The organism is Micromonospora sp. CA-249363, from assembly GCF_050950185.1.
In the GTDB taxonomy this organism is placed as follows: Bacteria; Actinomycetota; Actinomycetes; order Mycobacteriales; family Micromonosporaceae; genus Micromonospora.
Map to the genome: position 1 here is coordinate 4,034,493 of NZ_CP192020.1, position 13,358 is coordinate 4,047,850.

At 70.5% G+C, this 13,358-nt stretch carries 11 protein-coding genes; 3 read left to right on the forward strand and 8 right to left on the reverse strand.

Features of this window, described 5'->3' with window-relative positions:
* Nucleotides 1–16 precede the first annotated feature (16 nt).
* The 4 genes from ACQPZK_RS18435 to ACQPZK_RS18450 form a co-directional block, all read right to left on the reverse strand.
* Nucleotides 17–3,016 carry a glycoside hydrolase family 95 protein gene (locus ACQPZK_RS18435; RefSeq protein ID WP_433534166.1) on the reverse strand — a complete coding sequence of 1,000 codons (3,000 nt, stop codon included), beginning with the start codon at nucleotides 3,014–3,016 and terminating at the stop codon, nucleotides 17–19.
* A gap of 363 nt (nucleotides 3,017–3,379) precedes the next feature.
* Nucleotides 3,380–3,997 (reverse strand): VOC family protein, encoded by a 618-nt coding sequence (locus ACQPZK_RS18440; RefSeq protein WP_433534167.1) that lies wholly within the window; start codon nucleotides 3,995–3,997, stop codon nucleotides 3,380–3,382.
* Between the two features lie 79 nt (nucleotides 3,998–4,076).
* Nucleotides 4,077–5,267 (reverse strand): MFS transporter, encoded by a 1,191-nt coding sequence (locus ACQPZK_RS18445; protein WP_433534168.1) that lies wholly within the window; start codon nucleotides 5,265–5,267, stop codon nucleotides 4,077–4,079.
* A 53-nt stretch (nucleotides 5,268–5,320) separates the two neighbouring features.
* Nucleotides 5,321–5,842: a MarR family winged helix-turn-helix transcriptional regulator gene (locus ACQPZK_RS18450; RefSeq protein WP_433534169.1), complete on the reverse strand. Its 522-nt coding sequence runs from the start codon at nucleotides 5,840–5,842 to the stop codon at nucleotides 5,321–5,323.
* A gap of 109 nt (nucleotides 5,843–5,951) precedes the next feature.
* Between ACQPZK_RS18450 and ACQPZK_RS18455 the strand changes: the two genes are divergently transcribed.
* The 3 genes from ACQPZK_RS18455 to ACQPZK_RS18465 are packed head-to-tail and all read left to right on the forward strand — an operon-like array spanning nucleotide 5,952 to nucleotide 8,753.
* Nucleotides 5,952–7,001 (forward strand): LLM class flavin-dependent oxidoreductase, encoded by a 1,050-nt coding sequence (locus tag ACQPZK_RS18455; RefSeq protein ID WP_433534170.1) that lies wholly within the window; start codon nucleotides 5,952–5,954, stop codon nucleotides 6,999–7,001.
* Nucleotides 6,994–8,025 carry an LLM class flavin-dependent oxidoreductase gene (locus ACQPZK_RS18460; RefSeq protein ID WP_433534171.1) on the forward strand — a complete coding sequence of 344 codons (1,032 nt, stop codon included), beginning with the start codon at nucleotides 6,994–6,996 and terminating at the stop codon, nucleotides 8,023–8,025. The genes ACQPZK_RS18455 and ACQPZK_RS18460 overlap by 8 nt, the downstream gene beginning before the upstream one ends.
* A gap of 29 nt (nucleotides 8,026–8,054) precedes the next feature.
* A complete protein-coding gene (locus tag ACQPZK_RS18465) occupies nucleotides 8,055–8,753 on the forward strand; it encodes an NADPH-dependent F420 reductase (RefSeq protein ID WP_433534172.1) in 699 nt (232 codons plus the stop codon).
* Between the two features lie 11 nt (nucleotides 8,754–8,764).
* Here ACQPZK_RS18465 and ACQPZK_RS18470 read toward each other — a convergent pair whose 3' ends face one another.
* From ACQPZK_RS18470 to ACQPZK_RS18485, 4 genes are all read right to left on the reverse strand, one after another.
* Complete coding sequence (locus tag ACQPZK_RS18470) at nucleotides 8,765–9,508, reverse strand: tetratricopeptide repeat protein (RefSeq protein WP_433534173.1); 744 nt, start codon at nucleotides 9,506–9,508, stop codon at nucleotides 8,765–8,767.
* The gene (locus ACQPZK_RS18475; protein ID WP_433534174.1) at nucleotides 9,501–10,259 is read right to left on the reverse strand and encodes a GNAT family N-acetyltransferase; all 759 of its coding nucleotides are present in this window, start codon (nucleotides 10,257–10,259) and stop codon (nucleotides 9,501–9,503) included. Before ACQPZK_RS18475 ends, ACQPZK_RS18470 begins: the two co-directional genes overlap by 8 nt.
* A gap of 84 nt (nucleotides 10,260–10,343) precedes the next feature.
* Nucleotides 10,344–11,033: a TMEM175 family protein gene (locus ACQPZK_RS18480; RefSeq protein WP_433534175.1), complete on the reverse strand. Its 690-nt coding sequence runs from the start codon at nucleotides 11,031–11,033 to the stop codon at nucleotides 10,344–10,346.
* Nucleotides 11,034–11,236: 203 nt separating this feature from the next.
* Nucleotides 11,237–12,802, reverse strand: a complete 1,566-nt coding sequence (locus ACQPZK_RS18485; protein WP_433534176.1) for a pectate lyase family protein — start codon at nucleotides 12,800–12,802, stop codon at nucleotides 11,237–11,239.
* Nucleotides 12,803–13,358 lie beyond the last annotated feature (556 nt).

The window sequence follows — 13,358 nt, forward strand, 5'->3', positions numbered from 1 at the left end:
GCGACGCGAGCCGGTGTCAGGACCCGATCGCGATGGCGAAGACGTGCATCGTCGGCACGTTGGCCGCCGCCCGGGCGCTGATGTTGGGCAGCACGACCTGGGTCACCGCCTTGTTCTGCAGGGCGACGCCCACGTAGTAGATGCACGCGGCCGTGGCCTGTCGACCGTTGTTGGGCCGGTTCTGGTAGGCGGACACGATGGCGGCGGTCGCGCCGGACGCCGGGCCGCCGTACCAGTCGGGCGTGCTGAGGGTGAACGTCTGGCGGGTGCCGTCCGCGTACACCACCGTTCCGGTGCCCGACACGGCCCCGTACGTGCCGGTCAGGAGGAACCCGAGCGTGCTGCCGGTGCCGCTGACGCCGATGGTCTGGCCCGAGGCGATGGCGTTGTCGGCCGTGCCGGGACTGACGTTGGGCCAGCGGAAGTTCACCCCGTTGCGGCTCACCGTGCCACCCGGGCTCGCACCCGCCTGCGCCAGGGCCTGCGCCGACAGGGTGGCCCCGTTGCCGTCGAAGTTGCCGACGTTGGTATTGCTGTCGTTGGTGATGCCCGCGTTGGTGAAGCTCTGCTCCAACGTCGGCGTGGCGACGCCCGTACTGGTGACCCGGTAGGTGCGTCCCGCCTGCACGGTGACCTCGACCAGGTCGGACTCGACCCGGGTGACCTGGCGCGACGTGCCGTCGGCGGTGTCGACGACGCTGACGGTGCCGGTCAGGAAGCGCGAGCGCAGACGGACGGTGCCGGCGCGGTCCGGTCGCACCAGCACCTCGGTGGCGACACCGCTCGCCCACGTGATGCCGACCGTGTGCCCACCGCGGCCCCGCAGCCCGGTCACCCGGCCGCTGGGCCAGGCCGGCGGCAGCGCGGGCAGGATGTGCAGCTCACCGATGTGGCTCTGGAGCAGCATCTCGGCGATGCCGGCGGTGGCGCCGAAGTTGCCGTCGATCTGGAAGGGCGGGTGCAGGTCAAACATGTTCGGGGCGAGCCGGGCGGTGGTGGCGAGGTAGCGGATCAGGTCGTGGGCCCGCTTGCCCTCCTCCATCCGCGCCCAGAAGTTGATTTTCCAGGCCAGCGACCAGCCGGTGCCGTCGTCGCCGCGCAGCGCCAGCGTACGGCGGGCGGCCTCGAACAGCTGCGGGGTGCCGCGCTTGGTGATCTGGTTGCTGGGCGCGAGGCCGTACAGGTGGGAGATGTGCCGGTGGTTGGGCTCGGTCTCCACCCAGTCGTAGAGCCACTCCATGATGTTGCCGCGCGAGCCGACCTTCATCGGGGGGAGCCGGTCCCGGGTGGCGCGTACCTGGGCCCGGAAGGTGCTGTCCACGTCGAGGATCTCGCTGGCCCGGGCGACGCCGTCGAAGAGGTCCCGCAGGATCTGGTTGTCCATCGTGGGCCCGGCGCAGACGCTGGCGTTCGAGTGGTGGCTCAGCTCCGGTGAGTTCGACGGGTTGGTCACCAGGTAGCCGAGGGTCGGCTCGGTCACGAGGGTGTTGAGGAAGAACTGCGCGGCGCCCTTCATGGCCGGGTAGTTCGTCCGCAGGAACTCGATGTCACCGTTGAACAGGTAGTGGTCCCAGATCAACGTGGACAGCCAGGCGCCGCCGGTCTGCCACATGCCCCAGAACGCGCCGTCCACGACGGCGGTGGCCCGCCAGGCGTCGGTGTTGTGGTGGGTGACCCAGCCACTGCTGGAGCCGTACTGCACCTGGGCGGTCCGCGCTCCGGTGACGGCGAGCTCCCGGACCATGTCGAACACCGGGTTGTGGCACTCGGCCAGGTTTGTCGTGTTGGCGGGCCAGTAGTTCATCGGCAGGTTGGCGTTGATCGTGTACTTCGAGTCCCAGGAGGGGGTCAGCGAGTCGTTCCAGATGCCCTGGAGGTTCGCCGGCTGGGTACCGGGCCGCGACGACGAGATCAGCAGGTACCGCCCGAACTGGAAGAGCAGCGCGGAGAACTGCGGGTCGTTGACGCTGTTGTGCTGGGCGATGCGCACGTCGGTCGTCTGGTCGGCCGCGGAGGTGCGACCCAGGTCCAGGGACACCCGTCCGAACAGCGCCTGGTAGTCGGCGACGTGCCGGCTGCGCAACTGGTCGTAGCTGTAGGCACGGGCGGCGCTCAGGCGCTGCCGGGCGATGCCCGCGTAGTCGCCGCCGACGTTGCGGTAGTTGACGTAGCTGGAGCCGATCGAGATCAGCAGGACGACACTGGTGGCGCTGGTGACCCGCAGGGTGCCGCCCGAGCTGGACACGCTGCCGCCGGTGACGGTGGCGTTGGCCAGGGTGAGGAAGCGGACCTGCCCGGTGACGCCCTCCTGGCTGCCGGAGACGCCGTCGAGGCCGATCGTCGTGCCGTCCGGACTGGACACCGTCGTACGCTGTGGGCTGTCGAAGGTGGCGGTGAAGCTGATCGAGGTGCTGCGGTCGGCGGTCAGACGCATCGCGATGACCTGGTCCGGCGCGCTGGCGAAGACCTCGCGCGAGTAGCGGATGCCGTTCAGGACGTACGACGTGGTGGCCGTGGCGGTGGTGAGGTCGAGCGTGCGGTTGTGCTGGGACGCCCCGCTGGCCGATCCGAAGGCGAGCCGTAGGTTGCCGACGGTCTGGTACGCCAACTGCCCGCCCGGGTTGCCCATCATGGTCTGGTTGATGAGGTCCTGGGCCTGGGTCCACTGGTTCGCGTTGACGAGCCGACGGATCTCCGGCAGGGCTGCCGCGCCGCGGGTGTTGCTGGGGTCGTGCGGGCCGCCCGCCCACACCGTGTCCTCGTTGAGCTGAAGCCGTTCGGTGTCGACGTTGCCGAACACCATGGCACCGAGCCGGCCGTTGCCGATCGGCAGGGCCCGCAGCCAGTCCGTGCCGGCGCCCTCGTCGTACCAGAGGGCGAGGTCGTTGGCGGCCAGCACCTGCGGCGGCGCGACGGAGTCGGCGTTGGCGGTCGCCGTCCACGGCAGCGGCAGCAGGGCGCCACCCGCGCCGGCCGCGCCGATCTTGAGGGCCTGCCGCCGGGTCAGGTCTGACATCGATCCTCCAAAACGGTGACCGGTGCGGCCACCCGAGCGCGACAACGACGACCCCCGATAGTGGGTCCGCGCGGTGACACCGACCGTGCAGCGCAGGTCGTAGGCAGACCCGTTGGACGAACAAACGTCCGATGTGTTTCGGGAAGATTACTCCGGCGTCACGCAATAGGCAACGGTCGATCGCTGGCGGATCGCCGCTGTACGACGGCGTGCGATGATCGAGAATCGGCCCGGTCGAGACCGCGCCGGGGACGCGCGTTCACCCGGGTCGCCTCGGACGGGCCAGCATCGGCCAGACATCCGACGAATGCATCAGCCACGCCGCGACGGCCTCAATGGACCGGCGGCGCGGCTGAGGGTGCCTCACTCGGGCAGCGTCGCCCCCGACTGCTCGGCCACCAGGTACGTCGCGTACCAGTCGGGCCAGTTCTCGTCCCGCTGGCCGGTGCGCTCCTCGTGCGCGCCGTGGGCGGCCGCCGCGCGTCGCAGCGCGTCCGCCAGGTCGGTCGACGACCGGTACGACGTCAGGTCACCCTCGACGCGCCCGGGCAGGCGGGTCGTGATCTCCTGCATCAGCCAGGTGTTGCCGTCCGGGTCCCGGAACGTGGCGCGCGAGACGTAGCTGCGGCGCTCGGGGTCGAGGCCGTCGACCGGCCCGTCCGGGGTGACGTGGAAGACCGGGCTCACCTCGACGCCGGCGGAGGCCACCGCGTCGCGGGCGGCCTCGATGTCCGACACGACCAGGTACGCCGTCGCCGACCCCGGCGTCGCCGACGGAAACTGCTCGCCGAACTGCACCGAGCACGGGGAGCCGTGCGGGGTGAACTGCACGATCCCGGGCGGCGTCCGGTCGAGTCGCCACCCGAGCCGCTGGTAGAACCGCGTCGCGCGGTCGACGTCCGACACCCCGATGACGATCACCTCGACCTTGACGTCGAGGCTCGCGAGGCCCTGGTCGCCCGGGCCGGTCTTCGGACTCATCGCGACCTCCTGGCTGTCGGTCCCACCGTCGACGACCACGCTACGTCCTGCGCCCGGACGAGATGCGGCGTTCGGGGCATCAGGCCGCGGCCGCCCTCGTCGCCCTGCGCAGCCCGAACAGGGCGACCACCGCGAGCAGGATGACCGCGACGGAGTACTCGTCGGCCGTCCGCGGGAGACCCCCGGCGTACACCACGAGGAAGCCGGCGATCACGGTGGGAAGGCCGAAACCGACGTAGCAGACGACGTAGAGCAGCGACAGCACGCTGGCGCGTTCGTGCGCCTCGACCAGCGGCATGATCGTCTTGAGGCTGCCCTGGAACCCACCGCCGAAGCCGACCCCGCCGAGCGCGAGGCCGACGAAGAACCCGGGTACGGACTCGGCCATGACCGAGACCACCGTGACGACCATGCCCAGGATGAGGGCGACGATTCCGGTCAGGATCACCGTCCGCGCGGCGGTGTCGCGCAACAGCAGGACGGCGACCGACCCGAAGAGCGCGAAGACGAAGAGCACCAGACCGGCGACCACGATCGACGTGTCCATGAGACTACGCACGAGCGCCGGACCGAGCGCGCCGAAGAAGCCGGCCAGCGCCCAGACCGCGAACAGCACCGGAGCGACCACCAGGACCGGCCCACGTACCGAGCGCGGCAGCCTGATCTCCGGTCGCAGGCTGCGCCGCGCGCCCGGCATCCGGGTGACGGTCTCCGGCATCAGCGCGACCCCGACGGCCTGGATCAGTAGGACCACGACGAGGACGACGTACACGAGGCGGGTCGGCGCGGGCAGGTAGCGGATGAACAGCGCCGACAGGAGCGCTCCGCTGCCGGTGCCGAGGCCGGGTGCGATCGAGTTCGCCAGCGTCCCGCGGGCACGGTCGATGTCCAGCATGGCCGCGCCGACGGCGCCCGTGGCGGCACCCGCTGCTAGCCCCTGCACGAGGCGGGCGGCCAGCAGCGCGGGTACGCCGTTGGCGAGGATGAACACCAGCAGCGACAGGATCTGCACGGCGATCGCGGCGGCCAGGACCGGACGCCGGCCGACGTGGTCGGAGAGCTTGCCGAAGGTGAGCAGCGAGGCGAGCACCGCGAGCGCGTAGACCGCGAACACCACGGTGGTCGTGACCGGCGAGAAGTGCCAGCGCTCCTGGTAGGTCCCGTACAGCGGGGTCGGGGCCGCCGAGGCGGCCAGGAACGAGACGAGGATCGACGCCAGCAGCACCAGGGAGACGTTCGGCGCGAGTCGTGCCCGCCCCGCGATCGACATGTCGGTGCTCCTCGGGCTGCGCGGCGCTCGTCGGGCTCGACGGCCGCCGGCGGTTACCCGATGTGCCGGCCTCCATGCGCCGACCGATCGTCGTCGTGCGTCCCGAGGTGCTGGCGCAGCGCCCGCGCGATGTCGCCGGCCGCGCGGAGCTGGTCCGGCGTGAGCGCGTCGACGAACAGCTCCCGGATGGTACGCAGGTGCGGGTACGTGGCCCGCTGGAACGCCTCGGCCCCGGTCGGGGTGAGGAGCACTTCCGCCCCGCGCGGGACGGTCCGGCGCTCCTCGCGACGGATGAGCCCGCGTCGTTCCATCCGACCCAGATGGTGCGAAAGCCGACTCCGCTCCCACCCGATGTGCGCGGCCAGGGCGGAGGAGCGCATCCGCCGCTCCGGCGCCTCGGTGAGGGCGAGCAGGACGGCGTAGTCACCCGGCGAGAGGGAAGAGTCGACCTGGAGACGCGACCCGACCCGGGAGGTGAGCACCTCCGTCGTCTCGACGAAGTCCCGCCAGATCCGTAGCTCCTCCGCCGTCGGCAGCTGGCGACCCCTGCGCCGCTCTCCGGTGGCGTCGACCATCGAACCCTCCCGGGAATTGACGTGTCAATCAGCAGGTTAGCATGATTGACACGTCAACCGGGGAGGCCGCTTCCCGCGTGTCGACGGCGAGGAACGCCGAGGAGGAGACATGTCCGCCACAGCCTTCGAACTGGGGCTCAACTCGTTCGGCGAGGTGGCCACCGACGGCGACCGGACCCTGAGTGACGCCGAGACCGTACGACTGCTGGTGTACGAGGCCCGGCTCGCGGAGTCGGTCGGGCTCGACGTGTTCAGCCTGGGCGAGCACTACCGGGAGGGACACAACGACTCGGCGACCCCCGTCCTGCTCGCGGCGATGGCCACGGCGACCGAACGGATCAAGCTCGGCACCTCGGTCACCGTCCTCAGCACGAACGACCCGGTACGGCTCTACCACGAGTTCGCCACCCTGGACGCGGTCAGCGACGGCCGGGCCCAACTGGTCCTCGGACGGGCGTCGGCGACCGAGTCGTTCCCCCTGTTCGGCTACGACCTGGCGGACTACGAACGGTTGTTCGAGGAGAAGCTGGACCTCTTCCTCCGACTCCAGCAGGAGGAGACGGTCACCTGGTCGGGAACCGTCCGCATCCCCCTGGTCGCGCAACGACTCCATCCGCGGATGCGCCCGGGCGGAATCCCCACCTGGATCGGCGTCGGAGGAAGCCCCAACTCGGTGATCCGCGCTGCCCGGTACGGGCTCCCCCTCATGCTGGCGATCATCGGTGGACGCCCGCAGCGGTTCGCCGGCCACGTCGACCTCCACCGTCGGGCGCTCGAACAGTTCGGGCAGGCCGCGCAACCGGTCGGGCAGCACTCGCTCGGCCTCGTCGCGGACACCGACGAGGAGGCCGTCGAGACGTGGTGGCGGTACTGGCAGCCGACCGTGGCGCGGCTCGCCGAGGAGCGCGGCTTCTACCGGCCGGACCGCAAGCGCTACGAGGCCGAGATCGACCACGGAGCGCTGTTCGTGGGGTCGCCCGAGACGGTGGCCCGCAAGATCGCAACCATGGCCCGCGACCTGCGGCTGAGTCGGTTCGACCTGAAGTACGACATCATGCACCTGCCTCGCGAGGCGCGGGCGCGCACCATCGAGCTGCTCGGCAGCGAGGTCGCGCCACGGGTCCGGGAGCTGTTGGCGAAGGAGCCCACCAATGTCTGACCTCGTGTTCGGCCTCGACACCTTCGGTGACGTACCGGAGGACGACTCCGGCAGGCCCGTCTCCCACGCCACCGCCATCCGGCAGGTCGTCGACGAGGCGGTACTGGCCGACGACCTCGGCGTCGACGTCATCGCCCTGGGCGAGCACCACCGACCGGAGTACTCGGTGTCGACGCCGGAAACGGTGCTGGCGGGCATCGCCACCCGTACCTCGCGGATCCGGCTCTCCTCCGGCGTCACCGTGCTGAGCTCGGACGACCCGGTCCGCGTCTTCCAGCGCTTCGCCACGGTCGACGCACTGTCGAACGGCCGGGCCGAGGTCATCCTCGGTCGGGGCTCGTTCACCGAGTCCTTCCCGCTGTTCGGCTACGACCTGGCCGACTACGACGTGCTGTTCGAGGAGCGGATCGAGCTGTTCGCGAAGCTGCTCGACGAGCAGCCGGTCACCTGGAGCGGCACCACCCGCGCCCCGCTCACCGACGCCGACGTCTTTCCCAAGACGGAGTCGGGGCACCTCACCACCTGGGTGGGCGTCGGCGGCTCACCGCAGTCGGTGGTACGGACCGCCCGGTACGGCCTGCCGCTCATGCTCGCCATCATCGGGGGCGCTCCGGAACGTTTCGCGCCCTACATCGACCTGTACCGGCGGGCCGCCGACCAGCTCGGCACCACCGCGCACCCGGTCGGGATGCACTCGCCCGGCTTCATCGCCGACACCGACGAGCAGGCCAAGGAGCTGTTCTGGCCGCACTACCGGGTCATGCGGGACCGGATCGGCGCGCTGCGCGGCTGGCCACCGATCCGCCGCCAGGAGTTCGACTCGGAGGTGGAGCACGGCTCGCTCTACATCGGCTCGCCGGAGACGGTCGCCCGCCGGATGGCCAGCGCCATCAAGGGTCTCGGTGTCGGCCGCTTCGACCTCATCTACACCGCCGGGGCGCAGCCCGTGAGCGCCCGGATGCGGGCCGTCGAGCTGTACGGCTCCCGGGTGATCCCCATGGTCCGCGACATCCTGGCCAGCTGACCGCCGGCCGATCCTCGGAGAGGGAAGACATGAACGACAGCGGCTCCGACCGACCACGGACCCTCGCCATCCTCGGTGCCGGCAAGGTGGGCACCGTCCTCGCCCGGCTCGCGCTCGCCGCCGGCTTCCGGGTGCTCGTCGCCGGCTCCGGCGATCCGGCGAAGATCGCGCTGACCGTCGAGGTGCTCACGCCCGGAGCGCTGGCGACCACCGCCGTCGACGCCGTGGCGGACGCCGACATCGTCATCCTCGCCCTCCCGCTGGGCAAGTACCGTGCGCTTCCCGTCGAGGCGCTGCGCGGCAAGCTCGTGGTCGACGCGATGAACTACTGGTGGGAGGTCGACGGCATCCGCGACGACCTGACCGACCCGCGCACCTCGTCCAGTGAGATCGTCCAGGCGTTCCTGGCCGGGTCACGGGTCGTCAAGGCGTTCAACCACATGGGCTACCACGATCTCGAGGACGGTGCGCGGCCGGCGGGCACGGCCGGCCGCAAGGCCATCGCGATCGCCGGCGACGACGAGGCCGACCTCGCTCCGGTCGCCGCGCTCGTCGACGCCCTCGGCTTCGACCCGGTCGTCGCCGGCCCGCTCGCCGAGGGCGTACGCCTCGAACCGGGCAGCGAGTTGTTCGGCGCCAACGTCAGCGCCGACGAGGTGCGCGCCATGCTGCGGCGCTTTCCCGAGTCCGAGCGCGGTCAGGCCGTGGCCGCTGCCCGGTCGGCCTGACCGCCCGGACGTCAGCGCTCGTCGTCGTCGAACGCCGTACGAGGATCGAGGTGCCGACCCCGCTCCTGCGCGGCGGCGTAGGCAGTGGGGCCGAGCGCCCCGATCGCGGCGTCGCGTACGGCGGCGAGGTCGGCCGCGTCGTCCGGGTCCGGCACCTGGCCGATCGCCGCGAACGCCGCGTCCGCGAGGCCGACCATGACCGCCGCGCGCGGATGGTCGCCCTCGGCGGAGGCGAGCGCCGCTCCCGCCACGCAGACGTACGGCACGAAGTCGTCCCAGCCGTGCTGGAACACCCGGGTACGGCTGAGGGCGAACAGCTTCCGCGCCTCGGCGAGATTGCCGAGGCCCAGCTCGCAGAAGGCCAGGTTGTGCGTCTCGGAGTTCACGGTCTCCGGTCGGCCCAGCGACTCGTTCAGCGCGATGCTCGCGCGGTAGAGGTCCCGCGCCCGGTCCAGGTCGCCGGCCATCCGCGCCACCGCCGCCAGCACGTGTCTCGGCCGCTCCTCGAGCGCACGGTCACCCGAGCGCACCGCGACGTCGAGGGCCTCGCGCGCCCGCGTCTCCCCGAGCGCCAGGTCGCCGCCACGGATCGCCACCCGGGCCAGGCTGTAGCGGGCCTCCACCTCACCCGCCGCGTCGCCGACGGCCCGAGCGCGCTCGATCTCCGCCGTACTCATCCGTACCACCGCGTCGCTCTCCCCCCGACGGAAGGCCGAGCGGACGTCGTCACTGAAGGTTGACGGCTGCTCAGGCATGGAAGGCGATCCAGTTCTCCTCGAAGCGGAAGCCCATCGACTCGTACAGCGGCCGCCCGAGCGCGCTGGACTGCAGGTACGCCGCGTCCGCGCCGGCCGCGACGCCGTCGCGCACCACCTTCTCGGTGATCGCACGGCCCAGACCGCGACCACGCGCGTCGCGGACGACAGCGATGTTGAACACGCCGACCGCACCTCGGGTGCGCATCCCGAGACCGGTGCCGAGAACCTGGCCACCCTCCTCGTACAGGTAGCCGTCGATCCGCTCGGCGTCGAGCACCGCGCCGCCCATCAGCGGGCCGAACAGACCGTCCGGCACCTCGAAGCCCCGGGTGAGGACGTCCGTGTACCGATCGCTCTCCGCCGCGCCGACCCGCCGTACGCGCTCCAGCTGCGCCGCGTCCGCCCGCAGGACCAGCTCGTTCGCCGCAGCGGCCAGCAGGGGCAGCTCACTGCGCGCGGAGCGGCCGTGGCGGGTGGCGAGATCGGCCACCCCGCCGTCGGCGTCACCCCGGACCATGATCGACCAGGCCTCCACGTGCCCGGACACCTCGATCGCCATCTCGTGCAGGGCGTCGAGATCCGGCTCCCGCGACAGGTCGTACGCCACGTTCAGCGTCGCCGCTCCCGCGTGGGTGACCGCCGCACGGGCGGTGCCCCGCCGCGCGTAGTGCCCCTTCGGTGTCGCACCGCACAGATCCTCGATGGCGTCGTCGTACGCCGCCGCCATCCGATCGCCGATGATGTTCATGCCTTCTCCCCCTGACGCTCCCCCGAGCGTGCGCAAACATAGCCGCAGCGCCACGACCTGCGCGAACCGAGGTGGGGCGGGGGGTCAGCTCCGGCGGGTGCCGCCCCCGAGCCACCGCAGACCGGAGCGGAGGCCCTGGCTGGTGGCCCCATGGAAGATGATCATTACGACCACGCCGACCAGGCCGAGGAACGGGTTCACCAGCCAGCCGAGCACACCGGTCAGGCCGTAGAGGACCAGGCCGACGATCGGGCGGATCTCCTGCACCCGTACCTGGTCCTGACTGACGGTGTCGGCCCGCAGCGCCGGATGGCGGCGGACATAGGAGAAGAGCACCCACCAGGGCGCCGACATCAGCGAGGCGGCGAACGCGTACAGGACGACGGCCACCCGGAGGTCGTCGGTGTTGCCGTCGGCCAGCGCCGACGCCAGGACGGCGGTGGGGAAGGGAATGATCACCACGCCGAAGAGGATGCCGAGGTTGATGGAGCTGAACGCGGGGGTGGTGCCCCGCACCAACTGGAGCACGGCGTGATGGTTCAGCCAGAGGACGCCGACGTAGATGAACGACACGACGAACGCCAGGTACGACGGCCCTTCGCCGAGAAGCCCCTCGGCCAGTTCACCCTCGTGGAAGTCCGGCACCCGCAGGTCGAGCACCAGCAGGGTGATGACGATGGCGAACACGCCGTCGCTGAACGCCGCCAGGCGACCCGCGTCGGTCACCGCGGGATCGCCGTCGCCTGCCTGGATCCCCCGTTGACCTGCGGACATTGCCGCATGCTAACAGTGACGTCGCGACGACCGAACGTGATTGCACGTCGGGGCAGCTCGGGCCGAGCTGGTTCACACGGCGTGAAGGGCCTTCGCCTGACCCGCCATGCCGATGCGTAGCAGCGGTATACCTCAGAGTCATCTCCATACCTCTGAGGCATACCGCTCAGCACCGCGTGACCGACGCGCCCGCCATCCGATGGTCAGCTGGCGTACGTCTCGAACTCGCCGACCCGGGGCGTACCGCTGGAGCTGTTGATCTTAAAAGTGATCTTGCTCAGCGTCGTCGCGGCGAACGTGATCGTGGCCGCGCCCGCGCCGGAGGCCAGGACCGCGCCGGTGTCATGGTTGACGAGCTGCCAGGAACCGATGGAGCCCTGGGTCCCGGAGGGCTCCCGGATGACCACGCGGGACACCCGCGTGGCAGATCCCCACTTGATCGAGATCGAACCGGTCGAGCCGGCCGGCGACCAGTAGGTGGCGATGGCGCCGTCGCGCACGTTGCCGTAGCTGGTCCCGCTGGCCTTGCTGGAACCGTCCGCGCCGGCGTCCAGGCTGAGATTCGTCCCGCTGGGTGGCGTCGTGCTCGGCGGCGGGGTGGTCGGCGCCGGGGTGGTCGGCGGTGGCGTGCTCGGCGGCGCAGTGGTGGGCGGGGGCGTCTGCGGCGAGCAGCTTCCGTCGGACACCCGCAGGCCGGTGTTGGCGCCCGCCGTCTGGCCGACCACGCTCGGGACGCAGCTCGCGCCGTCCAGCCGGTACGCGTACGGGATGCTGACGGTGGTGGTGGACGTCGGGTTGGGACCGGCGGGGTAGTTCTCGCTGCCGGGGGTGGACCAGGTGACGTTGTCGAAGATGTTGCCGCTGACCTGCCAGTAGCCGCGCTCGTCGGTGTAGAAGGTGCCCAGGACGTCCTTCGAGTCGCGGAAGTGGTTGTTCTCGACCTTGGCTCGGGCGCCGGCCCGGGAGTTGATGCCGGACTCGTTCAAGCTCACGTAGCTGTTGTTGTAGATGTGGGCGACGCCGCCGCGCAGCAACGGCGTACGGGAGTCGATGTTCTGGTAGAGGTTGTGGTGGAACGTGACGTAGCCGTTCGACAGGTCGCTCTCACTGGACCCGATGAGACCGCCGCGCCCCGAGTTGCGCAGGATGCTGTACGACAGGGTCACGTACTGGGTGTCGTTCTTCATGTCGAAGAGGCCGTCGTACCCCTCCGACTCCCCGCCGGACGCTTCCAGGGTGACGTGGTCGACCCAGACGTTGCGGACGGTGCTCTCCATGCCGATGGCGTCGCCACCGTTGGAGGTCGGCGAACCCGACTTCTTGACGTTCCGGACCGTGACGTTCTGGATGATGATGTTGCGGGAGTCACGGATGTGGATGCCCACCTGGTCGAAGACGGCTCCACTGCCGGCCCCGATGATGGTGACGTTGCTGATCTGCTTCAGCTCGATCACGCCGTCCGCCGTGCTGCAGCTCGATCCCGACACCTTGCTGGTGTTGCCGTGGTTGATCGTCCCGGTGACCTCGATGGTGAGCGGAGTGCTGCTGCTGGCCCGCCCGCACAGGGCCGCGTGGATCGCGGTGCCCGTGCTGGCGCGCACCGTCTGCCCTCCCGCGCCACCGGTGGTCCCACCGTTCTGGGTGGCGTAACCGGTGGCGGCGCCGACCGCCGCCGCCGGCCGGGGACCCTGGAGAGTCACGCCGGCCGCGACCCCGACGGCCACCGTCACGAGTGCCGCCGGAAGACGGCGTACGAGTGTTCGTCTCATCTCGCCTCACTTTCGAAGAAATCGAGTGATGCGTCGATGGCGGACGGTCCGAGTTGACCGCCGTCGCGCGAATCGGAATAGTCGACAACCATTTAGGCATCGATCGTCGGCAATACGATCGCCCTGCCGTCCGGGGGCAGAGCCGCTGGCCAAGCGGCACGCGACCGGCAGCGCCCTGGGGCGCACCCAGTCAGTCCGGGGACGAAACATCGACGTGACACGATCGTAGGAAAGCGTTTTCCGTGAAGCAACACCTACCGTTTGCAGGTTTGTTGCAGCACGCCCTACTTGCCCCGGTGATCATGAAGTTGTTGCCACGACACGCCGCCGACGACGGCAACAACTTCATGATCACCGGGAGGGGGTCCGGCGCGGCGGGGCGCGGGCGGGGTGTGGGTGGCGTTGACACGGGGGCATTGAACGAAATAAATTCCTGGCAACGAGAAACTGTTTCGCGCGCTCGCTGTGCGGCACTCACCCGCGAGCCGCGAATGAGCAGAGCGGCCGCCCGCCCGACGAGCCGGTCGACAAAGGAGGGTGCCGCAGCCCCGCCGGA

What these genes read in the sequence shown, in the direction of transcription:
- ACQPZK_RS18435 (WP_433534166.1), bottom strand. Translation starts at nt 3,016, where the DNA reads ATGTCAGACCTGACCCGGCGGCAGGCCCTCAAGATCGGCGCGGCCGGC.
- ACQPZK_RS18440 (WP_433534167.1), bottom strand. Translation starts at nt 3,997, where the DNA reads ATGAGTCCGAAGACCGGCCCGGGCGACCAGGGCCTCGCGAGCCTCGAC.
- ACQPZK_RS18445 (WP_433534168.1), bottom strand. Translation starts at nt 5,267, where the DNA reads ATGTCGATCGCGGGGCGGGCACGACTCGCGCCGAACGTCTCCCTGGTG.
- ACQPZK_RS18450 (WP_433534169.1), bottom strand. Translation starts at nt 5,842, where the DNA reads ATGGTCGACGCCACCGGAGAGCGGCGCAGGGGTCGCCAGCTGCCGACG.
- ACQPZK_RS18455 (WP_433534170.1), top strand. Translation starts at nt 5,952, where the DNA reads ATGTCCGCCACAGCCTTCGAACTGGGGCTCAACTCGTTCGGCGAGGTG.
- ACQPZK_RS18460 (WP_433534171.1), top strand. Translation starts at nt 6,994, where the DNA reads ATGTCTGACCTCGTGTTCGGCCTCGACACCTTCGGTGACGTACCGGAG.
- ACQPZK_RS18465 (WP_433534172.1), top strand. Translation starts at nt 8,055, where the DNA reads ATGAACGACAGCGGCTCCGACCGACCACGGACCCTCGCCATCCTCGGT.
- ACQPZK_RS18470 (WP_433534173.1), bottom strand. Translation starts at nt 9,508, where the DNA reads ATGCCTGAGCAGCCGTCAACCTTCAGTGACGACGTCCGCTCGGCCTTC.
- ACQPZK_RS18475 (WP_433534174.1), bottom strand. Translation starts at nt 10,259, where the DNA reads ATGAACATCATCGGCGATCGGATGGCGGCGGCGTACGACGACGCCATC.
- ACQPZK_RS18480 (WP_433534175.1), bottom strand. Translation starts at nt 11,033, where the DNA reads ATGTCCGCAGGTCAACGGGGGATCCAGGCAGGCGACGGCGATCCCGCG.
- ACQPZK_RS18485 (WP_433534176.1), bottom strand. Translation starts at nt 12,802, where the DNA reads ATGAGACGAACACTCGTACGCCGTCTTCCGGCGGCACTCGTGACGGTG.